This is a genomic window from Streptomyces sp. NPDC056224 (genome assembly GCF_042267665.1).
Lineage (GTDB): Bacteria > Actinomycetota > Actinomycetes > Streptomycetales > Streptomycetaceae > Streptomyces.
Genome location: NZ_JBHJTK010000010.1, coordinates 100,515 through 121,941 on the forward strand (window position 1 = coordinate 100,515; position 21,427 = coordinate 121,941).

At 71.1% G+C, this 21,427-nt stretch carries 15 protein-coding genes and 1 pseudogene; 11 read left to right on the forward strand and 5 right to left on the reverse strand.

What is annotated here, in order from left to right; all coding sequences use genetic code 11:
• The first annotated feature begins 7 nt into the window (after positions 1-7).
• The 3 genes and pseudogenes from araA to ACFCZ1_RS15660 form a co-directional block, all read left to right on the forward strand.
• Positions 8-1,519, forward strand: a complete 1,512-nt coding sequence (gene araA / locus ACFCZ1_RS15650; RefSeq protein WP_376678821.1) for an L-arabinose isomerase — start codon at positions 8-10, stop codon at positions 1,517-1,519.
• A gap of 186 nt (positions 1,520-1,705) precedes the next feature.
• On the forward strand, positions 1,706-2,413 hold the full coding sequence (locus ACFCZ1_RS15655; protein WP_376678822.1) for an aldose epimerase family protein: 708 nt from the start codon (positions 1,706-1,708) through the stop codon (positions 2,411-2,413).
• A 43-nt stretch (positions 2,414-2,456) separates the two neighbouring features.
• Positions 2,457-3,121: pseudogene (locus ACFCZ1_RS15660) on the forward strand (AbfB domain-containing protein); the annotation flags it as partial.
• Positions 3,122-3,179: 58 nt separating this feature from the next.
• Here the strand turns inward: ACFCZ1_RS15660 and mmsB are convergent.
• The 3 genes from mmsB to chvE form a co-directional block, all read right to left on the reverse strand.
• Positions 3,180-4,433 carry a multiple monosaccharide ABC transporter permease gene (mmsB, locus tag ACFCZ1_RS15665; protein WP_376678823.1) on the reverse strand — a complete coding sequence of 418 codons (1,254 nt, stop codon included), beginning with the start codon at positions 4,431-4,433 and terminating at the stop codon, positions 3,180-3,182.
• Between the two features lie 3 nt (positions 4,434-4,436).
• Complete coding sequence (gene mmsA / locus ACFCZ1_RS15670) at positions 4,437-5,984, reverse strand: multiple monosaccharide ABC transporter ATP-binding protein (protein ID WP_356868376.1); 1,548 nt, start codon at positions 5,982-5,984, stop codon at positions 4,437-4,439.
• 106 nt (positions 5,985-6,090) lie between these two features.
• Positions 6,091-7,173 (reverse strand): multiple monosaccharide ABC transporter substrate-binding protein, encoded by a 1,083-nt coding sequence (gene chvE, locus ACFCZ1_RS15675; protein ID WP_376678907.1) that lies wholly within the window; start codon positions 7,171-7,173, stop codon positions 6,091-6,093.
• A 563-nt stretch (positions 7,174-7,736) separates the two neighbouring features.
• Here chvE and ACFCZ1_RS15680 point away from each other — a divergent pair.
• The 4 genes from ACFCZ1_RS15680 to aspA all read left to right on the forward strand — a co-directional run bounded on the left by ACFCZ1_RS15680 (position 7,737) and on the right by aspA (position 12,436).
• Positions 7,737-8,414: a FadR/GntR family transcriptional regulator gene (locus tag ACFCZ1_RS15680; RefSeq protein WP_356868616.1), complete on the forward strand. Its 678-nt coding sequence runs from the start codon at positions 7,737-7,739 to the stop codon at positions 8,412-8,414.
• Positions 8,411-9,850 carry an amino acid permease gene (locus tag ACFCZ1_RS15685; RefSeq protein WP_376678824.1) on the forward strand — a complete coding sequence of 480 codons (1,440 nt, stop codon included), beginning with the start codon at positions 8,411-8,413 and terminating at the stop codon, positions 9,848-9,850. The genes ACFCZ1_RS15680 and ACFCZ1_RS15685 overlap by 4 nt, the downstream gene beginning before the upstream one ends.
• Positions 9,851-9,956: 106 nt before the next feature.
• Positions 9,957-10,970, forward strand: coding sequence for an asparaginase (locus tag ACFCZ1_RS15690; RefSeq protein ID WP_376678825.1), 1,014 nt, complete (start codon positions 9,957-9,959; stop codon positions 10,968-10,970).
• A gap of 56 nt (positions 10,971-11,026) precedes the next feature.
• Positions 11,027-12,436, forward strand: a complete 1,410-nt coding sequence (gene aspA, locus ACFCZ1_RS15695) for an aspartate ammonia-lyase (RefSeq protein ID WP_376678826.1) — start codon at positions 11,027-11,029, stop codon at positions 12,434-12,436.
• 274 nt (positions 12,437-12,710) lie between these two features.
• On the opposite strand, the gene ptsP is transcribed toward aspA, so the two are convergent.
• Together ptsP and ACFCZ1_RS15705 are read right to left on the reverse strand one after the other, a co-directional pair.
• Positions 12,711-14,369 (reverse strand): phosphoenolpyruvate--protein phosphotransferase, encoded by a 1,659-nt coding sequence (ptsP, locus tag ACFCZ1_RS15700; RefSeq protein ID WP_376678827.1) that lies wholly within the window; start codon positions 14,367-14,369, stop codon positions 12,711-12,713.
• Complete coding sequence (locus ACFCZ1_RS15705; protein ID WP_079423928.1) at positions 14,366-14,638, reverse strand: HPr family phosphocarrier protein; 273 nt, start codon at positions 14,636-14,638, stop codon at positions 14,366-14,368. The genes ptsP and ACFCZ1_RS15705 overlap by 4 nt, the downstream gene beginning before the upstream one ends.
• Positions 14,639-14,977: 339 nt before the next feature.
• Here ACFCZ1_RS15705 and ACFCZ1_RS15710 point away from each other — a divergent pair, with 339 nt between their 5' ends.
• From ACFCZ1_RS15710 to ACFCZ1_RS15725, 4 genes are all read left to right on the forward strand, one after another.
• On the forward strand, positions 14,978-15,739 hold the full coding sequence (locus ACFCZ1_RS15710) for a DeoR/GlpR family DNA-binding transcription regulator (protein ID WP_376678828.1): 762 nt from the start codon (positions 14,978-14,980) through the stop codon (positions 15,737-15,739).
• Positions 15,736-16,680, forward strand: a complete 945-nt coding sequence (gene pfkB, locus ACFCZ1_RS15715; protein WP_376678829.1) for a 1-phosphofructokinase — start codon at positions 15,736-15,738, stop codon at positions 16,678-16,680. Before ACFCZ1_RS15710 ends, pfkB begins: the two co-directional genes overlap by 4 nt.
• A gap of 201 nt (positions 16,681-16,881) precedes the next feature.
• Positions 16,882-18,855: a fructose-specific PTS transporter subunit EIIC gene (locus ACFCZ1_RS15720; RefSeq protein ID WP_376678830.1), complete on the forward strand. Its 1,974-nt coding sequence runs from the start codon at positions 16,882-16,884 to the stop codon at positions 18,853-18,855.
• Between the two features lie 1,246 nt (positions 18,856-20,101).
• Positions 20,102-21,367, forward strand: coding sequence for a hypothetical protein (locus tag ACFCZ1_RS15725; protein WP_376678831.1), 1,266 nt, complete (start codon positions 20,102-20,104; stop codon positions 21,365-21,367).
• Positions 21,368-21,427: the final 60 nt, after the last annotated feature.

Sequence of the window (21,427 nt, forward strand, 5' to 3'; positions counted from 1 at the left end):
CGCCCCCATGAAGGCACAGAAGGCAGTCCAGGGCCGCGAAGTCTGGTTCCTGACCGGCAGCCAAGGGCTGTACGGCGACCACACCTTGCGTCAGGTCGCAGAGCAGTCCCGCCGGATCGCCGACGCACTCGGCGACTCCGGCATCCCGGTGAACATCGTCTGGAAGCCCGTACTCACCGACGCCGGCGCGATCCGGCGGGTCTGTCTGGACGCCAACGCAGACGACACCTGCATCGGCCTCATCGCCTGGATGCACACCTTCTCCCCGGCGAAAATGTGGATCGCGGGCCTGGACGCCCTGCGCAAGCCGTTGCTCCACCTGCACACCCAGGCCGATGCCGCACTGCCCTGGGCGTCGATCGACATGGACTTCATGAACCTGAACCAAGCGGCCCACGGCGACCGCGAGTTCGGCTACATCCAGTCCCGGCTCGGCGTCGCACGCAAGACCGTCGCCGGACACGTCAGCGACCCCTCGGTCGCTGCCCGGATCTCCTCCTGGGCCCGGGCCGCGGCAGGCCGCTCCGAGCTTCAGAGCCTCAAGCTGGCGCGATTCGGCGACAACATGCGCGACGTCGCCGTGACCGAGGGCGACAAGGTCGAGGCCCAACTCCGCTTCGGCGTCTCGGTCAACACGTACGGCGTCAACGACCTGGTCGCAGCCGTCGACGCGGCCGCCGACGCCGGCGTGACCGAACTGGTCGAGGAGTACGAGGACACCTACCGCCTCGCGCCCGAACTCCGCGCGGACGGGGACCGGCACGACTCACTGCGCTACGCCGCGCGCATCGAACTCGGCCTGCGCGGATTCCTGACGGACGGCGGCTTCCACGCCTTCACCACCAACTTCGAAGACCTCGGCGGCCTGCGCCAGCTACCGGGCCTGGCGGTGCAGCGGCTGATGGCCGACGGCTACGGATTCGGCGGCGAGGGCGACTGGAAGACCTCCGTCCTGCTGCGCACGCTCAAAGTGATGTCCACCGGGCTGCAGGGCGGCACCTCCTTCATGGAGGACTACACCTACCACCTGGAGGCCGGGCGGGAGTTGATCCTCGGCGCGCACATGCTGGAGGTCTGCCCGACCATCGCATCGGACGTGCCGTCCTGCGAGATCCACCCCTTGGGCATAGGGGGCCGCGAGGACCCGGTCCGCCTCGTCTTCGACGCCCGGACCGGTCCCGCCGTCGTGGTCGGGCTGGCCGACATGGGCGACCGGTTCCGCCTGGTCGCCAACGAGATCGACGTGGTCGAGCCCCTCGAACCGCTGCCGAACCTCCCCGTCGCGCGCGCCGTCTGGCAGCCGCGCCCGAACCTGCGCACCTCGACCGAGGCGTGGCTGACCGCCGGCGCGCCCCACCACACCGTGCTGTCCAGCGCGATCGGGACCGAGGAGCTGGGCGACCTCGCCGACATCCTCGCCACCGAGCTGCTGGTCATCGACGCGGACACCACGATCCGCCGGTTCACCAAGGAGATCCGCTGGAACCAGGCCTACCACCGCCTGGCCCAGGGCTTCTGACGCAGACGGCGGGCGGGGGTCCTCCCGGGCCGCCGCCGCCCTCTCGGTCCTCCCGAACCCGCCCCCGTCCCCCGAACCGGAGTGACGAACAGCCATGCCCGACGCGCCCACCCGCCTCGACGACGGTTCCCTGACGATCCGCCGCGAGCCGTACGCGACCCTCCCGGGCGGGCGGGTCGTCGAGAGGTGCGCGAGCCGAGCCGCGTCGGCGTCCGCTTCACGCTGCACAGCCCGGACGGCGACCAGGGCTTCGCCGGCGCGCTCACCGTCAAGGTGACCTGTCTGCTGGACCGTGCGGGTTCGCTCACACTCGCGTACGAGGCCGCCACCGACGCGCCCACGGTGGTCAACTCGACCAACCACGCCTACTTCAACCTGGCCGGCGAGGGCAGCGGCACCATCCTCGACCACCTGCTGCAGGTCGACGCGGACCAGTACACGGCCGTGGACGGGGAGTTGATTCCGTACGGCCCGCACTTCCCGGTCGAGGGCACCCCGTTCGACCTCACCGAGCCGCGCCCGGTCGGCGAGCGGATCACGGCCGACCACCCGCAGCTGACCCTGGCCGGCGGAGGCTACGACCACAACTGGGTGCTCCGTCCGCACGAGGGCCAGGACCCGCGGCAGGTGACGGTACTGGCGCACCGCGCCAGCGGCAGACGGATGGAGTGCCTGACCACCGAGCCCGGCCTGCAGATCTACACCGGGAACCTCTTCGACGGCTCGCTGACAGGCCCGGGCGGCGCACCGTACCGGGCCTTCGCCGGGATCGCGCTGGAAACCCAGCACTTCCCCGACTCCCCGCACCGCCCATGCTGTCCCTCCACCGTCCTGCGCCCGGGGGAGGAGTACCGCTCGACCACCGTCTACCGGTTCTCGGTGGACCCCGGCTGACCCGGCGGCGCCCGGCCGCGCGCGGCCACGCCGCCCAGGAGGGAACCCGGCTTCCTGGACGAAGAGCCCGACGCCGGTCTTCACCAGCAACTCGGCGACCGGCCAGTACGGCCCGGGTCACAACCAGTTCACCACGTCCGAAGACGGCAAGAGCGACGTCCTCGTCCACCACGACCGCAACTACAAGGACACCGCCGGGGATCCGCTGGACGACCCCAACCGCCGCAGTCGCCGTCCAGAAGCTGTACCGGAACTCCGACGGCACGCCGAACTTCGGCATCCCGGTCGCGGACGGCGCCACGCGCGTGCGGCTCTCCTCGTACAACCATCCCGACCACTACGTCCGCCACTGGGACTTCCGGGCGAAGCTGGAGGCGGACGTCACCAACCTGCCGGCCGGACTCGCAGTTCCGCACCGTGGCCGGGCCGTCCGGCACCGGCACCGTCTCGCTGGAGTCCGTCAACTTCCCCGGCTACTACCTGCACAACGGGAACGGTGAGGTCTGGTTCGAGAAGACCGACGGCACGACCGGTTTCAAGGACAGCGCCGCCCTCTACCAGCGCGCCGGCCTCGCGGACCCGGCGGGGGTCTCCTACGAGTCGTACGGCGCCGCGGGCCGGTACTTGCGGCACTACGACTTCCTGCTCCACGTCCAGCCCGTCGCCACCACCCTCGCCAAGGGCGACGCCACCTTCTACCGGCAGTGACGACCGGGTCCGGCCGCACGCCCCCGCAGGGATGCGGCCGGACCGGGGCGGAACGGGTTCAGGAGCCGGCCTTGCGCTTGTTGTAGACGTCGAAACCGACCGCGGCCAGCAGCACCAGGCCCTTGATGACCTGCTGGTAGTCGGTGCCGATACCGACCAGCGACATACCGTTGTTGAGCACGCCGAGCACCAGGCCGCCGATGAGGGCGCCGAGCACCGTGCCGACGCCACCGGAGGCCGAGGCGCCGCCGATGAACGCGGCGGCGATCGCCTCCAGTTCGAAGTTGATGCCGGCCTGCGGCGTACCCGCGTTGAGACGCGCCGCGAAGACCATGCCGGCCAGGGCGGCCAGCACACCCATGTTGACGAAGGCGAGGAAGACGACGCGCTTGCTCTTGACGCCCGACAGCTTCGCCGCGGCCTCGTTGCCGCCGATCGCGTAGGTGTGGCGGCCCAGGATGGAGTTGCGCATCAGGTAGCCGAAGGCGACCAGCAGCACGCCGAGGATCAGCAGCACGATCGGGAAGCCGTGGTAGCTCGCCAGCAGCAGGGTGAACACCAGTACCGCGGCGCCGATGGCGCCAAGCTTGGCCAGGAAGAAGCCGAGCGGGAGCAGGTCGAGGCCGTAGCGGGCGGCCTGCCGTCGGCCCCGGACCTCCTGGAGGACCGCCACCACGAGCACGACGAGCCCCAGCAGCAGAGTGAGGTTGTGGTAGTCGGTCCGCGGGCCGACCTCCGGCAGGAAGCCGCTGCTGATCTCCTGGAAGCCCTTGGGGAAGGGAGCCACCGACTGGCCCTGCAGCAGGATCTGCGTCCCGCCGCGGAACAGCAGCATGCCGGCCAGCGTGACGATGAAGGACGGGATGCCGACGTACGCGATCCAGAACCCCTGCCAGGCACCGGCGGCCGCGCCGATCAGCAGGGCGGCGGTCAGTGCGAGCGGCCACGGCACGTCGTGCTTGACCATCATGACGGCCGCGGCGGCGCCGACGAAGGCGGCCAGCGAACCGACCGAGAGGTCGATGTGACCGGCGATGATCACGATCATCATGCCGATGGCCAGGATCAGGATGTAGCTGTTCTGCTGGATCAGATTGGTGACGTTGAGGGGCTGGAGCAGGATGCCGTCGGTCCAGATCTGGAACACCACGACGATCAGCGCCAGCGCGACCAGCATGCCGTACTGGCGTATGTTGCCGCGCAGCGCCCGCACCAGCAGGGGACCGAGGCCGCCACCGCCGCCGGGCTGGACGGGCAGGGCCGTCTTGAGGTCCGTGGTGCCCGGGGTGTCCGTGGTCTCTGAATGGGCCATGCCTTACACCTGCTCGTTCTCGGTCGCAGCGCTCACGGTCATGAGGCGCATGAGTGATTCCTGGGTCGCGTCCGCGCGGTCCACCTCACCGGTGAGCCGGCCCTCGGCCATCGCGTAGATGCGGTCGCACATGCCGAGCAGCTCGGGGAGTTCGGAGGAGATGATCAGCACCGCCTTGCCCTGGGCCGCGAGTTCGGCGATGACGGTGTAGATCTCGGCCTTGGCGCCGATGTCGATGCCCCGGGTGGGTTCGTCGAGGATCAGTACGTCCGGCTCGGAGAAGATCCACTTGCTGAGGACGACCTTCTGCTGGTTGCCGCCGCTGAGCTTCCCGGTCTCCGCGAACACCGAAGGGGCCTTGATGTTCATGGCCTTGCGAAAGGACTCCGCGACCCGGGTCTCCTCGTGCTCGTTCACCCACCCGCGCCGAGCGACCTTGCCGAGCGCGCTCAGCGAGATGTTGCGACTGATGTCGTCCATCAGGTTCAGCCCGAGGTGCTTGCGGTCCTCGGTGACGTATGCGATGCCGTGACCGATCGACTCCGGGACGGTGCGCGTGCGGATCTCCTCGCCGTCCAGCAGCACCCGGCCTCCGGTACAGCGCCCGTACGAGCGGCCGAAGACGCTCATCGCGAGCTCGGTGCGGCCCGCGCCCATCAGGCCGGCGATACCGACGATCTCGCCGCGCCGCACTTCGAGCGACACGCCGTCGACGACCTTGCGCTGATGGTCGATCGGGTGGTGGACGGTCCAGTCCTCGACGGCGAAGGCGACCTCGCCCAGCTCGGGGGTGCGCTCGGGGTAGCGGTGCTCCAGATCGCGGCCGACCATGCCCCGGATGATCCGGTCCTCGGAGATGCCCTCGGCGCCGACCGCGATGGTCTCGATGGTCCGGCCGTCGCGCAGGATCGTGACGGAGTCGGCGACCTGGGCGATCTCCCCCAGCTTGTGCGAGATGAGGATGCAAGAGATGCCCTGGGCCTTGAGTTCCAGGATGAGGTCGAGCAGCTTGCGGCTGTCCTCGCCGTTCAGGGCGGCCGTGGGCTCGTCCAGGATCAGCAGCTTGACCTCCTTGGCGAGCGCCTTGGCGATCTCGATCAGCTGCTGCTTGCCCACGCCGATGTCGGCGATCCGGGTGTGCGGGCTCTCGTCCAGCCCGACCCGCCGCAGTAGCGACCTGGCGTGGGTGAGCGTTGTGCTCCAGCTGATGATGCCCCGGGTGGCGTGCTCGTTGCCGAGGAAGATGTTCTCCGCGATGGAGAGGTACGGCACCAGGGCGAGTTCCTGGTGGATGATCACGATGCCGCGCTGTTCGCTGGCCCGGATGTCCTTGAAGGCGCAGGACTCGCCCTGGAAAAGGATCTCGCCCTCGTAGGAGCCGTGCGGGTGGACCCCGCTGAGCACCTTCATCAGGGTGGACTTCCCGGCGCCGTTCTCCCCGCAGACGGCGTGGACCTCGCCGGGGGCGACGCTCAGGGTGACGTCGGAGAGCGCTTGGACACCGGGGAAGGACTTGCTGATCGAACGCATCTCGAGGACGGGTCCGGCCATGGTGGTGCATCCGTTCGACAGGGGCGCTACGGGCGGGGCCTGTCAGGTCGACTGCCCCGCCCGTACGCGCCCGGCTCTGGTGCGGCCCTGCGTTGAGGCCCCGCGGCTACTTGAGCTGGTCGGCGGTGTACTGCCCGCCGTCGACCAGCACCTTCTGGTAGTTCTCCTTGTCGACGCTGACCGGCTGCAGCAGGTACGCCGGGACGATCTTGGCCCCGTTGTCGTACTGCTTGGTGTCGTTGACCTCGGGCCGGCCCCCGGTGAGCAGGGCGTCGCCCATCTGGACCGCGACCTTGGCCAGCTCGCGGGTGTCCTTGTAGACGGTCTGGGTCTGCTCGCCCGCGATGACGGACTTCACCGAGGCCAGCTCGGCGTCCTGGCCGGTGACGATCGGCAGGGCCTTGCCCGAGCTGCCGTAGCCGACGCCCTTGAGGGAGGACAGGATGCCGATGGAGATGCCGTCGTAGGGGGAGAGCACCGCGTCGACGCCGGCCGATGTGTACGACTTGCTCAGCAGGTTGTCCATCCGGGACTGTGCGACACCGCCGTCCCAGCGCAGCGTGCCGACCTGGCTGAGGCTGGTCTGACCGCTCTGGACGACCAGTTTCTTCTGGTCGATGTACGGCTGGAGCACGCTCATCGCGCCCTGGAAGAAGAAGGTGGCGTTGTTGTCGTCCGGCGAGCCGGCGAACAGCTCGATGTTGAACGGGCCCTTGCCGCTCGCGAGACCCAGCTTGTCGACGATGTAACTGCCCTGCAGGACACCGACCTTGAAGTTGTCGAAGGTCGCGTAGTAGTCGACGTTCCCGGTGCCGCGGATCAGGCGGTCGTACGAGATCACCGGGATCTTGGCCTCGGAGGCCTTCTGGAGCACGTTCGTGAGCGAGGAGCCGTCGATGGCGGCCACCACCAGCAGCTTGGCGCCCTTCGTGATCATGTTTTCGATCTGCGAGACCTGGTTCTCGACGACATTGTCGCCGTACTGCAGGTCGGTCTTGTAGCCCTTGGCCTGGAACTGCTTGACCATGTTGTCGCCGTCGCCGATCCAGCGCTCCGACGACTTGGTGGGCATCGCGATGCCGACGAGGCCACCCTTGGCGTTACCGCCGCTCGCGCCGTCGCCCACACCGTTGGCGCTCTGGCCGCAAGCCGTCAGGGCCAATGCCAGGCCCGCAGCAGCGAGGCCCATCGAAACCTTGCGCACTATTCCTCCAGTGGTATGCCGCGATCGCCGCGACCTCGGCAGGGGCCTCGGATCGGGTCGAGCGGGGTCGAGCACCGGCCCGGGGTGGAGGGGGCCGGGTTCGTTCGGGGTCGGTACGGCCGACCGGGCAGCGGGGTGAGTGAACCCCGCTGGAGGCCCCGGTGGGTGCCGCTCTGGGCTGGCGTTTCATGAGTGTTAACGCTCACAGAAACCGCGTCAAGGGTCCAGAGATCACCTTTGGATATAGCGCGGGGCAAGCGAAGACACGGTCGACGACGGGGGCTTGACCCCCAAATTGTGAGCGTTAACAATATGGTGCGACGTCGACGGCCAACCGGATACCGGCCTATCGGCAGGCCGACATCGGCCAGCCGGCGCCGGGTGCGGGCGGCCAGGGCCCAGGAGGGACTTGCGGCCTCTGCAGAGGCCGGCGCGAGCAGCCGGTTCATGGCCGGTGTCTTGACACCCTGCGCCGCAGCCCACAGGATCGCCACGTGAACCTGTCAGACAGCCAGACAGGTGGTGGGGTCCCGCGGCGCGTCAGCGCGATGGAAGCGGTCTTCGGCCACCTGCGCAGCGCCATTGAGCGCGGTCAGTACGCCGTGGGCGACAAGCTTCCGTCCGAAGCGGAGCTGTGCCGGACCCTCGAGGTCAGCCGGCCCGTGCTGCGGGAGGCGCTCCGGGCCCTTCAGGCCATGGGCCTGACCGTCTCCAAGACCGGAAAGGGCACCTTCGTCGTGGCGAACACGGTCGAGGAACCCACCTTCGGTGACTACGCCGCCAGCGACCTGCTGGAGGTGCGCCAGCACGTCGAGATCCCGGTCGCCGGGTACGCCGCGCTGCGCCGCACCCCGGAGGACCTGGACCACCTGGCCCACCTGCTCGACCGGATGGAGCAGGAGACCGACACCACCGCGTGGGTCGCCATGGACACCGTCTTCCACCTGGCGGTGGCCGAGGCTTCCCGCAACCCGGTCTTCCGTCGGGTCATCGAGGAGATCCGTGACGCACTGGCGCGTCAGTCGACCTTCCTCAACGAGCTGGGTGGTCGGCGCGAGCAGTCCAACTGCGAGCACCGGGCGATCGTCGAGGCGCTGATCGACGGTTCCGAGCACGACGCGGTAGAGGCCATGTCCCACCACCTCCTCCGGGTCGAAACGACCCTCACCGACATCGTGCGCCCCAAGCGCACGGACACCCCCATGGAAGGCGGACCCGAGGCGTGAGCGAGCAGTTCCTCAGAGACGAGAAACGCCCCACGACCCGTCACGTCGATGCCGGGGACACCGGCTACAGCAAGTCCTTGAAAGCCCGGCACGTCAACATGATCGCCATCGGCGGGGCCATCGGCACCGGGCTCTTCCTCGGCGCGGGCGGACGCCTCGCCAACGCCGGGCCCTCACTGTTCGTCGCGTACGCCGTCTGCGGGGCCTTCGCGTTCCTCGTCGTGCGCGCGCTCGGCGAGCTCGTCCTGTACCGGCCGTCCTCCGGCGCCTTCGTCTCGTACGCCCGGGAGTTCCTGGGGGAGAAGGGCGCCTACACCGCAGGCTGGATGTACTTCCTCAACTGGGCGACCACCGGCATCGCCGACATCACCGCCGTCGCCACGTACACCCATTACTGGCGTCTGTTCTCCGACGTCCCGCAGTGGGTGATCGCGCTCATAGCCCTGGCCGTGGTCCTCACCGTGAACCTCATCTCGGTGCGGATCTTCGGCGAACTGGAGTTCTGGTTCGCCATCGTCAAGGTCAGCGCGTTGGTGGTCTTCATGGGCATCGGGATCTTCCTGCTGGTCACCCGGCACCCCGTCGACGGCGCCGTGCCCGGTCCGTCCCTGATCACCGACAACGGCGGGATCTTCCCCAACGGCCTGCTGCCCATGCTGCTGGTCGTCCAGGGCGTCGTCTTCGCCTACGCCTCCGTCGAACTGGTCGGCATCACGGCCGGGGAGACCGAGAACCCCGAGAAGATCATGCCGAAGGCGATCAACTCGATCATGTGGCGCGTGGGCCTCTTCTACGTCGGCTCGGTCGTCCTCCTGTCGATGCTGATGCCGTGGAACAAGTACAGCACCGGCCAGAGCCCGTTCGTGACCGTGCTGTCCCACATCGGCGTTCCGGCGGCCGGCGACGTGATGAACCTGGTCGTCCTCACCGCGGCCATGTCCTCGCTCAACTCCGGCCTCTACTCCACCGGCCGCATCCTGCGCTCGATGGCCGTCAACGGTTCCGCCCCGCGGTTCACCGCCCGGATGAGCCGCACGCAGGTGCCGTACGGCGGCATATTGCTCACCAGTGGCATGTGCGTCCTCGGCGTCGGCCTCAACTTCGTGGTCCCGGCCGATGCGTTCGAGATCGTGCTCAACCTCGCGGCGATCGGCATCCTCGCGACCTGGGGCATGATCATGGTCTGCCACCTCCTCTTCTGGCGGAAGACCCGCGACGGCGAACTGATCCGCCCCGGCTACCGCTTGCCCGGCTCCCCGTGGACCGAACTCGTGACTCTGGCCTTCCTCGCCTCCGTCCTGGTCCTCATGTACGCCGACGGCGGGGCGGCCCGCACCACCGTGCTGTGCGTGCCGCTGATCGCCGCAGCGCTGGTCGCCGGCTGGTACGCGATCCGGGGCCGCGTCGCGCGCGCCGCCGGCACGACCGACGGCTGAGCGGGGCTACCACCGCCACGATCCGTGGGGCCGGGCACGCCTTCAGCGAGGCCGCCGCGTGCCCCGAACTCCGGTCAGCAGCAACCCACCACCGAACGAGGCAGTGATGCACAGAAGCCTCCTCGCGGACGCGCCCGCGCTACGTGAGCCCCTGTATTCACCCGTCGCCCATGTCACCCGAGGCGGCATGGTCGAGGGCATCCACTACGGTTCCGTCGTCGTCCTCGGTGGCGACGGCGCGGTCCGCTTCCGCATCGGCGACATCGACGCGGCCTGCTACCCGCGGTCGGCCCTCAAGCCCGTCCAGGCCGTCGCCTTGGTACGGGCCGGGCTGCCGCTCGACGGCGAGCTTCTCTCCCTCGCGACGGGCAGCCACTCCGGCGAGGAACGGCACCTCGCCGGCACCCGGCGGATCCTCGAACTGGCCGGCGTCTCCGAGGACGACCTGCGCAACATCCCGGACCTGCCGTACGGCCCGGCGCTCCGGGACGCCTGGGTGCGCGAGGGACGCCCGCCCTCCCGGCTCGCCCAGAACTGCTCCGGCAAACACGCCGCGATGCTGTACGTCTGCACACTCAACGGCTGGCCCCTGGAGACCTACCTCGATCCGGCCCACCCGCTCCAGACGGCGATCGCCGAGGTCGTCGAGGAACTCACCGGCCGGCGCATCGCGAACGTCACCGTCGACGGCTGCGGGTCCCCGCTGTTCTCGGTGTCCCTGCACGGCCTCGCCCGCGCCGCCGCCCGCATCGCCGCGGCGGCGCCGGGCACGGCCGAGCGCCGGGTGGCGGACGCGCTGCGCGGCCACCCGGAGATGGCCTCCGGCACCGGGCGGGACGTGGCCGAGCTGATGCGCGCGGTGCCCGGGCTGCTCGCCAAGGACGGCTTCGAGGGCGTCCAGATCGCCGCACTGCCCGACGGCCGGGCCGTCGCAGTGAAGATCGCCGACGGGGCGAACCGGGCGCGCGTCCCGGTGGCCGCCGCCGCCCTGGCCCGGGCGGGTGTCGACCCGCGGCTGCTCGCCGGGTTCGAGGGCGAGCCGATGACCGGCGGCGGCCGGCCCGTTGGCAGGATCCGGCCGGTTGCGGCGCTGGACCCGACCGCCTTCGCCACCGCCTGACCGGACCAGCTCCACAGCCCTGACCCCATCCACCTCAGGAAGAGGCCCGCACACCCATGACCGCCGCCACCCGCAGCGAACACGACCTGCTCGGAGACCGCGAGGTCCCCGCCGACGCCTACTGGGGCGTCCACACCCTGCGCGCCACCGAGAACTTCCCCATCACGGGCACGCCCATCTCCGCCTACCCGCACCTGATCGACGCCCTCGCCGCCGTCAAGGAGGCCGCCGCCCTCGCCAACGAGGAACTCGGCCTGCTGGAGCCCGCCAAGGCCGCCGCGATCGTCACAGCCTGCCAGGAGATCCGCGGCGGCAAGCTGCACGACCAGTTCGTCGTCGACGTCATCCAGGGCGGAGCTGGCACCTCGACCAACATGAACGCCAACGAGGTCATCGCCAACCGGGCGCTGGAGCTGCTGGGCCGTGCCAGGGGCGAGTACCGGCACCTGCACCCCAACGAGGACGTCAACCTCGGCCAGTCCACCAACGACGTCTACCCGACCGCCGTGCGGATCGCGACCGTCTTGGCGGTGCGCGGCCTGCTCGGCGCCATGGCCGTCCTCCAGGACGCGTTCGCCCGCAAGGCCGTCGAGTTCCGCGACGTTCTGAAGATGGGCCGCACCCAGTTGCAGGACGCCGTGCCGATGACGCTCGGGCAGGAGTTCTCCGCCTTCGCCGTCATGGTCGACGAGGACCGCAGCCGGCTCGCTGAGGCCGTCGAGCTGATCCTTGAGATCAACCTCGGCGCGACCGCGATCGGCACGGGTCTCAACGCCCCCGCCGGATATGCCGAATCGGCTCGCCGCCACCTTGCCGACATCACCGGGCTGCCCCTGGTCACCGCGGCCAACCTGGTCGAAGCCACCCAGGACTGCGGCGCGTTCGTCCAGATGTCCGGTGTACTCAAGCGCGTCGCCGTCAAACTGTCCAAGACCTGCAACGACCTGCGTCTGCTGTCCTCCGGGCCGCGCGCGGGCTTCGGCGAGATCAACCTGCCGCCGGTGCAGGCGGGTTCGAGCATCATGCCCGGCAAGGTCAACCCGGTGATCCCCGAGGTCGTCAACCAGGTCGCCTTCGAGGTGATCGGCAACGACGTCGCCATCACCATGGCCGCCGAGGCGGGGCAGCTCCAGCTCAACGCCTTCGAGCCGGTCATCCTGCACTCGCTGTCGGAGTCCATCACCCACCTGCGCGCGGCCTGCCTCACCCTCGCCGGGCGCTGCGTGGGCGGCATCACCGCCAACACCGAGGTGCTGCGCGCCACCGTCGAGAACTCCATCGGCCTGGTGACCGCGCTGAACCCGCACATCGGGTACACCGCCGCCACCGACATCGCCAAGGAAGCCCTCGCCAGCGGCCGTGGCGTGGCCGAGCTCGTCCTGGAGAAGGGCCTGCTGCCGGCCGAGAGGCTCGCCGCGCTGCTGAGGCCCGAGGTGATCGCGGGAACCGGCACGGCGGTGGCCTGACGACGGGGCTGCCGCGGCTTCCCGGCCCCGCACCGCACGTGCCGGCGGCAGAGCGGCCCGCACCGGAACACCGGTGCGGCAGCGCGCGACTCCGGCGCTGCTCCTCACTGCGCGACGGGGGCCGGCCTTCGCGGCGACCGAGCGTCGTGTGGGGCGGTCCGCCACCGGCCGGTGTTCCCGAGCTCGACGGTCGTCATGACGGACGGGAGCGAGCGAGGCCCAGAACGTCCGTGGGCGCCGGGTCCGCACCGACCCGGCGCCCCGATGGAGTGGATCAGCGTCCCGCGGTGCTCGACCGGACCTTGCGGCGGGCGTCGTCGGCGTCGTCTGCGAGCAGGGCCAGCTCGGCGAGTTCGCGGCACTCGGTGAGGGTGTGTGTGGCCAGGGCGGCCCGCACCTCGGGGAGCAAGGCGGGCGCGGCGGACAGGCTGGTGATCCCGAGACCGACCAGCACCAGGGCTAGTGCCGGGTCGGCGGCGGCCTCGCCGCACACGCCGATCGGACGGCCGTGCTCAGCCGCCGATGCAGCGGCGGTGGCGACCAGCGCGAGCAGGGCGGGCTGCCACGGGTCGAGCAGCTCGGCGAGGGAGCCGAGCGTCCGGTCGGCCGCGAAGGTGTACTGGGCCAGGTCATTGGTGCCGATGCTGAAGAAGTCGCAGACCTCGGCCAGCCGGTCGGTCCGCAGGGCTGCGGCCGGGACCTCGATCATCGCCCCGGCCACCGGCAGGCCGTGCGCACGGACCCGGGAGGCGAATGCGGCGGCCTCTCGCGGTATCGACACCATGGGGGCCATCACCCAGACCTGCGCGGTGCTGTCCTGGGCGGCCTCGGCGATCGCGGCGAGCTGGGTCTCCAGGAGCTGCGGATCCCGGGCGGCCGTCCGCAGGCCGCGGACGCCCAGGGCCGGGTTCTCCTCGTCGGCGGAGGTGGCGAAGGGCAGCGGCTTGTCCGCGCCCGCGTCCAGCGTGCGGACGACCACCCGGCGCCCGGCGAAGGCCGAGAAGACCTGCCGGTAGGCGGTGGCCTGTTCGGCACGGCCCGGTGCCTCGGTGCGGTCCAGGAAGAGGAATTCGGTGCGGAACAGGCCCACGCCCTCGGCGTCGGCGGCAGCCGCACCGGCCAGCTCGTGCGGCGCACCGAGGTTGACCAGCAGTGAGACCGGGTGGCCGTCGGCGGTCCGGCCCGGTCCCTGGAACCCGGCCAGTAGCTCGCGGCGACGGCGCTCCCGCTCGGCGGCCCGCTCGACCGCCTCCGGACTCGGGTCGGGCTCGATCACACCGTCCGCGCCGTGCACCAGGACCTGCCGGCCGTCCTCCAGTTCCGCGGCGGCGGTGCAGCCGACGACGGCGGGCAGACCGAGCGCCTTGGCGAGGATGGCCGTGTGACTGGTCGGCCCGCCGCGGACGGTGACGAGGGCCAGCACCCGCTCGGGGTCGAGCAGCGCGGTGTCGGCGGGCGCCAGGTCGTCGGCGACCAGGACGTACGGGTGCCCGGGGTCGGGCGGGCCGGGCACGGGCAGGCCGAGCAGGTACGCCACCGCGCGGTCGCGCAGGTCGTCCAAGTCGGCGGCGCGTTCCGCGAAGTACCCGCCGGCGGCGACCAGCGCGGCGCGGAAGCCGTCGAAGGCGGTGGCGAGCGCGTGGGCGCCGTCGGTGCCCTGCTCTGCGAGGGCGGCGGCCCGGTCGGCGAGGACCGGGTCGGCGGCCATCATGGCCTGGGCCGCGAGCACCTCGGAGCCGGTGCCGCTCACGCGGGCGGCGCGCTCGTGCAGGCCGGTGACGACCGCACCGAGGGCGGCGCGGACCGCCGCCGCCTCGGCCGCCGGGTCTGCGACGGCCCTCGGGGCGGGCAGCGTGGGTACGGGTGCCATCCGGGCGACAGGCCCTGCCGCACTGCCGGTGCCGACGCCGATCCCGCGTATCAGATCACTCATGCCGCTGCGTCGAGGTCGGAGGCGAGCAGGGCGGCCAGCGCCTTCAGCGAGTCCTGGGCCCGGTCGCCGGAGGCGGTGAGCTCCAGGGTCTCGCCGCTGCCGGCGGCCAGGGCGAGGACGGACAGCAGGCTGCGGGCGTCGACCGGGGCCTGGCCCGGGCGGCCGATGGTGACCTTGGCCGGCTGCCGGGCGGCGGCCTGGACGAACAGTGACGCCGGGCGGGCGTGCAGGCCGCTCTCGGAGCCGACGGTGACCTGGATCGAGTGCATGGGAATTCCTTGGGGAGACGATCGCCGACCCGGGTGGGAACCGGGTCGGCGGGAGAGTCGGGCACGGCGGCCCGCGCAGAGGGTGAAGCGCGGCCCTCGTGGTTCGTGCCCGGTCTTCGCGTACGGGGGCAGTCGCGGAGACCGGGCGGTGCGTGGTTTCACGCCCGTTAGCGTGTTGTTTCGATTGGTTTTACGCCCGGTCGGCGAGGGATGTCAACACATTCGGGCAAGGTCAAGGGGCTGCGAAGGCAGACTGGACGACGTGTTGCTTTTTCGTCCGGAGCGCGTATGGTCGGGCTTCACCAGGCGTAAACAGACATGAAACGGACCCAATCCCACATGTATGCACCCGAGCGGCAGCAACGCATCCTCCGCCTCGCCCAAGAGCAGGGCAGGGTGGACGTGCCGACGCTGGCCGAGGACTTCGGCGTCACGCAGGAGACCGTCCGCCGTGACCTGAGCGCCCTCGACCGGGCCGGTCTGCTGCACCGGGTGCACGGCGGCGCACTGCCCGTCGGCGCACTGCACCTGGAGCCCGGCCTGGCCGAACGGGACTCCACGGCCGGCGCCGAGAAGGAACGCATCGCCAGGGCGGCCCTGGCCCTGCTCCCGAGCGAGGGCAGCGTGATCCTGGACGCGGGGACGACGGTCTCCCGGTTGGCCGGCCTGCTCCCCGCCGACTGCGCCCTCACCGTCGTCACCAACGCTCTCCCGGTCGCAGCCCGGCTGGCCGACCATCCCGGGCTCGCCCTCCACCTCATCGGAGGGCGGCTGCGCCACCGCACCCATGCCGCCGTCGACGCCTGGGCCCTGCGCGACCTGGCCGACATCCACGCGGACGTCGCGGTGATCGCCACCAACGGCTTCTCCCCGGAGGGCGGTCTTTCGACGCCGGACCTCGCCGAGGCGGCCGTCAAACGGGCCATGCTCACCGGTGCCGGACGGGTGGTCCTGGTGGCCGATTCCTCCAAGTTCGGCGCCCGCCATTTCGCCCGGTTCGGCTCGCTGGAGCAGGTCGACGTCCTGGTCACGGACACCGGACTGACCGACGTGCAGGCCGCCGAGATCGAGAACCACGGACCGGAAGTCATCCGCGCATGATCGTCACCATCACCCCGAACCCCAGCCTCGACCGCACCTACGAGCTGGCAACGCTCGCCCTGGGCGAGGTGAACCGGGCCGCGCACGACCGGCTGGACCCGGGCGGCAAGGGCGTCAACGTCTCCCGTGCGCTCACGGCCGCCGGCCACCGCACCCGTGCCGTCCTGCCACTGGGCGGCTTCTCCGGGCAGCTGCTCTCCGATCTGCTGCGCCGCCAGGGCATCGAGGTCGCGGCAGTCGCGATCTCGGGCGACACCCGGATCAACGTCTCGATCGCCGAGGACGGCGGCGGCCTCACCAAGATCAACTCGGTGGGTCCCGAGCTCAGCGCCGCCGAGTCGGCCGCCCTGCTGGCGCTCGTCCGCGTCGACTGCACCGGGAACGACATCGGCTGGCTGGCCTGCTGCGGCAGCCTGCCGCGCGGACTGGTACCCGAGTGGTACGCCGAGTTGGTCGCGCAGGTGCACTCGGGTGGCACCCGGATCGCCCTGGACACCTCCGGGCCCGCACTGCTCGCCGCGCTCTCGGCCCGCCCCGACGTGGTCAAACCCAACCGGGAGGAACTCGCGGAGGCCGTGGGCCGCCCGGTCGTCACCGTCGGCGACGCCGTGGACGCGGCCGGGGAGCTGCGCAAGCGCGGCGCCCAGCAGGTCCTCACCAGCCTCGGTGCGGACGGGATGCTGCTGATCGCCGAGGAGGGCAGCTGGTACGGCAGCGCACCGGTCGCGGCCGTCCGCAGCGACGTGGGAGCGGGCGACGCCTCACTCGCAGGCTTCCTCGGAGCCGGTGGTACCGGCCCCGGGGCACTCGCGGCGGCCCTGGCGCACGGCGCCGCCGCCGTACAACTGCCGGGGAGCGTCATGCCGACCCCGGCCGATCTGGACCCGGCCGCGGTGCTCGTTACGGCGGACATCCCGCTCGAACGACCGCTTCGCGGTTGAGAACGGCCTCCTGAGGGAGGGACGCCGACGGACGAACGCCGAGCGCGACACCGGCGCGGCTGCGACCACAGCGGCCGAGCGGGCACTCGCAGGCGAACGTCCGGCATCCCTGCCGGAGGCACCACGCCCGACCGTGTGGGACGGAAGGGCGACCCCGGGGGCAAGAGAACACTGTCAGCCACCAGTTGAAGGATCGACACGATGAGCGACACCAGCGGACTGATCACACCCGCACTCGTTGATCTGCATCTCGCCCCCGAGGACAAGAGCGAAGCTCTCCGCGCCCTCGCCCAGCGGCTGGTCGCCGAGGGCCGGGTCACCGACCTCGACGGCTTCCTCGCCGATGTCGCCGCCCGCGAGGCCCAGGCCCCGACCGGGATGGGTGAGGGAATCGGCATTCCACACTGCAGATCACCCCATGTCACGCAGCCGAGCCTGGCCTTCGGCCGCAGCGCGAGGGGGGTGGACTTCGACGCCCCGGACGGACGGCCCGCCGACCTGATCTTCCTGATCGCGGCACCGGCCGGTGCGGACGACACCCATCTGCAGATCCTCGCCGCGCTGGCCCGCCGGCTGATGGACCCCGCTTTCACCGGCGCCCTGCGCGATGCCGAGAGCCCGAACGCGGTCGCGGCCCGGATCAACGGAGAGGAGGCGCCGGCCGCCGCTCCGGAGACGGCCGCCCCCGGCGGTGGGCTGCGGCTGGTCGCGGTGACATCCTGCCCGACCGGCATCGCCCACACCTACATGGCCGCCAAGGCCCTGGAACTGGCCGCCGCCCGGGCGGGTGCGCAGATCCAGGTCGAGACCCAGGGCTCGGCCGGGACGACGCCGCTGGCCCCCGAGATGATCGCAGCCGCCGATGCGGTGATCTTCGCCCATGACGTCGAGGTCCGGGACCGCGCCCGCTTCGCCGGCAAGCCGACCGTGGACGTGGGCGTGAAGGCCGCCGTCAACCGCGCCGACGACCTGATCTCCCGGGCCGCCAGGATGGTCACCGAGACCGGCAGCGGCGCACGTGCCGCCGCCGCACCGGTCGCGGCACCGAGCGCGCCGGCGGGCGAGCACTGGGCCCAGCGACTGCGCACGTACCTGATGACGGGCGTCAGTTACATGATCCCGTTCGTCGCGGCCGGTGGTCTGCTGATCGCCCTCGCCTTCGCGATCGGCGGCTACCAGATCGCCTCCGCCCCGTCCGTACTGGGCCACTTCGAATGGACCTCGTCGCACAGCTGGGCGGCGATGCTGTTCCAGACCGGCAAGGCCTCCTTCGGCTTCCTGGTCCCGATCCTCTCCGGATACATCGCCTGGGCGATCGCGGACCGGGCAGCACTGGCCGCCGGCATAGCCGGCGGTGCCGTCTCGGTGGCAGTCGGCGCGGGCTTCCTCGGCGGCATCGTGTCAGGTCTGATCGCGGGCTTCCTGGTGCTGTGGATGATCCGGTGGAACGTGCCGCAGGCGATCAAGGGCATCATGCCGGTGGTGGTGATCCCGCTGCTGTCGGTGGGGGTGGTCGGCTTCGTGATGTTCGTGGTGGCCGGCTCACCGATCGCCTCGGCCATGCACGGCCTGACCGACTGGCTGAACGGCCTCTCCGGCTCCAACGCGATCCTGCTCGGCACGCTGCTCGGCGCGATGATGGCCTTCGACATGGGCGGTCCTCTCAACAAGGTCGCCTACACCTTCGCCGCCGGTGCGCTCACCGCCGCGGGTACCACCCCGGACTCCGGCAGTCTCAAGGTGATGGCCGCCGTGATGGCCGCCGGTATGACCCCGCCGCTGGGCATGGCCTTGGCGACCGTCGTCCGGCGTCGGCTGTTCACCGCCGAGGAGCGGGAGAACGGCAAGGCTGCCTGGGTGCTCGGCGCGTCGTTCATCACCGAAGGTGCGATCCCGTTCGCGGCGGCCGACCCGCTGCGGGTCATCCCGGCCAACATCGTCGGCAGCATGACCGCCGGCGGCCTGGTGATGGCCTTCGGCTCCACCCTGCGGGCCCCTCACGGCGGAATCTGGGTGCTCCCGCTGATCGGCAGCCCGTTGCTGTACCTGATCGCGGTCGCGGCGGGCACGGCGGTCACCGCGGCGGTGGTGGTCGTGCTGAAGGGGATGCGGAAGCCCGCCGCCCCGGCGGCCCCCGGCTCCCCCGTCGCCGGACCGGAGCTGGTCGCCGCCTGACGGGAGCCGCCTGATGGGAGCCGCCTGATGGGAGCTACGGAACCGGGGAATGCCCGGTTCCGTAGCCGCCCGCGTGAGCACTTCCGCCACAGGAGCCTTCGAGTTCCGGCCGTGGCCGGGGCGTCCGGACGGCCACCACCCGCCCGACCGGTCTCGGCCGGCCATCACCGCAGGCGTCGACCACCGCGAGAAGAGTGCCGCGAACAACCCGGCCGCGATCGGGTCGATCCACGCGCCCCGCCCGGACGGCGTCCCGGTCTGCGTCCTGGCAACCGCTCCCCCACACGGGCGAGCAGCTCCGGCGCCGGTCCAGGAAGAGCCGCGGCGAGCTGTGCTCCACCCCGGCCTACGCGTCCTGGCCAACCCGTCGAGGCCCACTCCGGACCCTTGCGGCAGTTCACCGTCGCCGACTTCGCCCACCGCAACAACCTTGTACACCTTCGCGCACCCCTGCGCGCGTACGGTCGCGACGTCATCCACGGGGGTGCCTGTGGTGTTCGGGTGGGGCCGGAGCCCAGCCGTTGCCACAGGCCGATCTCTTCGGGCTGAGCGGGCCGGCGGATGCGGACGGGCTCGGGCCGGAGCCGCAGGTCGTCGTCCACGGCCGACTGCCCGGCTTCGCCGAGGGCCCGGCGTTTCGGGCGCGGCCTCCTTGAACTCGCGGGCCGGCGCGAGCCCCTTCCCCGGCTCGGGCCGGACCTCGATGCGCGTGCTCTCCGCTCATGGGTGATCTTGTGGCACTCCGCCCGGAGCAGGGCGAGGCCTTGAGCCGGCTCGCCGGCTCCTGGCGGCCCCTCGACGTCCTGGCATAACCGATTCTCACCGGCGGCTCGGTGCGCGGTGCGGGCACGACGGCGAGCGAGGAACTCCGCTTTCACGCGGCCGGGTTTCCGACCGGCGGGCACCGGCACTTCGGGTTCCTCGCGCAGCGCGGGCACGAGGACGAGGCGGGGGTACGAGGACGAGGCGGGGGTACGAGGACGAGGCGGGGCGTGTGGCGGCGTGTGGCACCACGCGGCGGTCCTCCCACCGCGCGTGCGGCAGGCGCTGCAGCCAGAGGTGAACGGATCGTGGAGATCGCATGAAATACGGCCAACCTGATGTCCGTCGGCACGCGCGTAGACCACATGGGCCCGGGGCCTCCGGTGCGTCCGACTGCCAGGCGTAATGGCTGAAAGTTAAACTAATCAGCGGCGGCCGCACTACGGTTTGCGGCGGATGCTGTTCCACCGAGAGGAAACCCCTCATGACCGCCGCCGACAGCGCGCCGAGGACGGCCTACATCCTCACCGGCTACCGCCCCGAGGACGGCTTCATGGCCGTTGAACTGAATCCGCCCCCCGCCGAGTACGTCTGGCACGACGAGGACGCCGAGCAGCAGGAGGAGCGGTACGGCCCGGGAGTGGGATACCACCAGTGGCTGGCGGTCGACGCGGGCAGCGGCGCGGTCTGGTTCGGCGACGTCGACTGGCGGGCTTCGCGCGAGCACCTCGACAGCCGGCTCCCCGGCATCCCGCGCAGGGCGCTCGGCGACGGGACGCTCCCGGCCCCCGGAGTTCTGGTGCAGCTGCTGACCCACCTGGACCACGACGAACAGAGCGGCTACTCCTGGCGCTTCTTCACCGCCGAGGAGTTGTATGCGCTCGCGCTGAACATACTGCCCGCCGTGCAGCGGCTCGTGGACTCGATGCACCGGACCGGGCCGGAGGGCGAACTGGAGTGGTCGGCCGAGGCCGCCACCGCCTGGAACGACATCGAGCAGGCCGCCACCCCCACCTTCGACCCGCCCGGAGCGGTCGTCTGGCCCAGGCTTGGGATGACCCCGGCCCCCGCCCGGCGCGTCGAGGTCAGCGCGTTCCTCGCGGCGAACCCCGACCTGTGCGACCCGTCCTGGGGCGTGGCCACCGACGCGGAGCTGGACGCTTACGCCGACTACCGGCCCGTCTCGGGCTACGGCGGTGTACCGGGGCGGATGTGCCGCGCCGCCGACCGGCAGATTGAGGACGGCTACACCTTCTACGGCCACCGCGCCGCCCTCTACGCCTACCGCGCGCAGGCGTGCGGCGACCGTACACCGATGGAGGCCCGCATCTGGCTGGAGACCACAGAGGCCGGCAAGAGCACCTGGGAGGCGGCCAAACCCCTCGGAGCCACTCTCGCCGACGCGCCGGACTGCGTACTGGCGGCCGTGGCCGAAGGTTTCCAGAACGCCGCGCACGAGGAGGCGCTGGTCCTGACGGGCCTGTCCGCCTACCTGCGGCAGTTGCGCGCCGATGAGCGCGCCGCCGTCGACCGACAACTCGTCCGCGAAGGCGAGGAGGTCGAACGGCTTGAAACCATGCTCAAGGACTTCCGTGCCGCGCGGAACCGCACGGTCACGCGGATCCTGGCCTGGGCCGACGGGCGCGACGACGTGGAGATCGCCCGCTTGGCCTCCATGCCCCATGACTACGTCAGCGGCTGGCGGGCCCGCCTGACCGACGAACAGACCACGGCGACACCGGGACCGTGATGCCGTGTGCTGCGACGCCGCCGGCAGGAGGAGGGCACGCAGCCGCTGACGGTGTCGTGC

Coding starts and splice junctions, on each gene's coding strand:
- araA (WP_376678821.1), top strand. CDS start 8: ATGAAGGCACAGAAGGCAGTCCAGGGCCGCGAAGTCTGGTTCCTGACC.
- mmsB (WP_376678823.1), bottom strand. CDS start 4,433: ATGGCCCATTCAGAGACCACGGACACCCCGGGCACCACGGACCTCAAG.
- mmsA (WP_356868376.1), bottom strand. CDS start 5,984: ATGGCCGGACCCGTCCTCGAGATGCGTTCGATCAGCAAGTCCTTCCCC.
- chvE (WP_376678907.1), bottom strand. CDS start 7,173: ATGGGCCTCGCTGCTGCGGGCCTGGCATTGGCCCTGACGGCTTGCGGC.
- ACFCZ1_RS15680 (WP_356868616.1), top strand. CDS start 7,737: ATGGAAGCGGTCTTCGGCCACCTGCGCAGCGCCATTGAGCGCGGTCAG.
- ACFCZ1_RS15690 (WP_376678825.1), top strand. CDS start 9,957: ATGCACAGAAGCCTCCTCGCGGACGCGCCCGCGCTACGTGAGCCCCTG.
- aspA (WP_376678826.1), top strand. CDS start 11,027: ATGACCGCCGCCACCCGCAGCGAACACGACCTGCTCGGAGACCGCGAG.
- ptsP (WP_376678827.1), bottom strand. CDS start 14,369: ATGAGTGATCTGATACGCGGGATCGGCGTCGGCACCGGCAGTGCGGCA.
- ACFCZ1_RS15705 (WP_079423928.1), bottom strand. CDS start 14,638: ATGCACTCGATCCAGGTCACCGTCGGCTCCGAGAGCGGCCTGCACGCC.
- ACFCZ1_RS15710 (WP_376678828.1), top strand. CDS start 14,978: ATGTATGCACCCGAGCGGCAGCAACGCATCCTCCGCCTCGCCCAAGAG.
- pfkB (WP_376678829.1), top strand. CDS start 15,736: ATGATCGTCACCATCACCCCGAACCCCAGCCTCGACCGCACCTACGAG.
- ACFCZ1_RS15720 (WP_376678830.1), top strand. CDS start 16,882: ATGAGCGACACCAGCGGACTGATCACACCCGCACTCGTTGATCTGCAT.
- ACFCZ1_RS15725 (WP_376678831.1), top strand. CDS start 20,102: ATGACCGCCGCCGACAGCGCGCCGAGGACGGCCTACATCCTCACCGGC.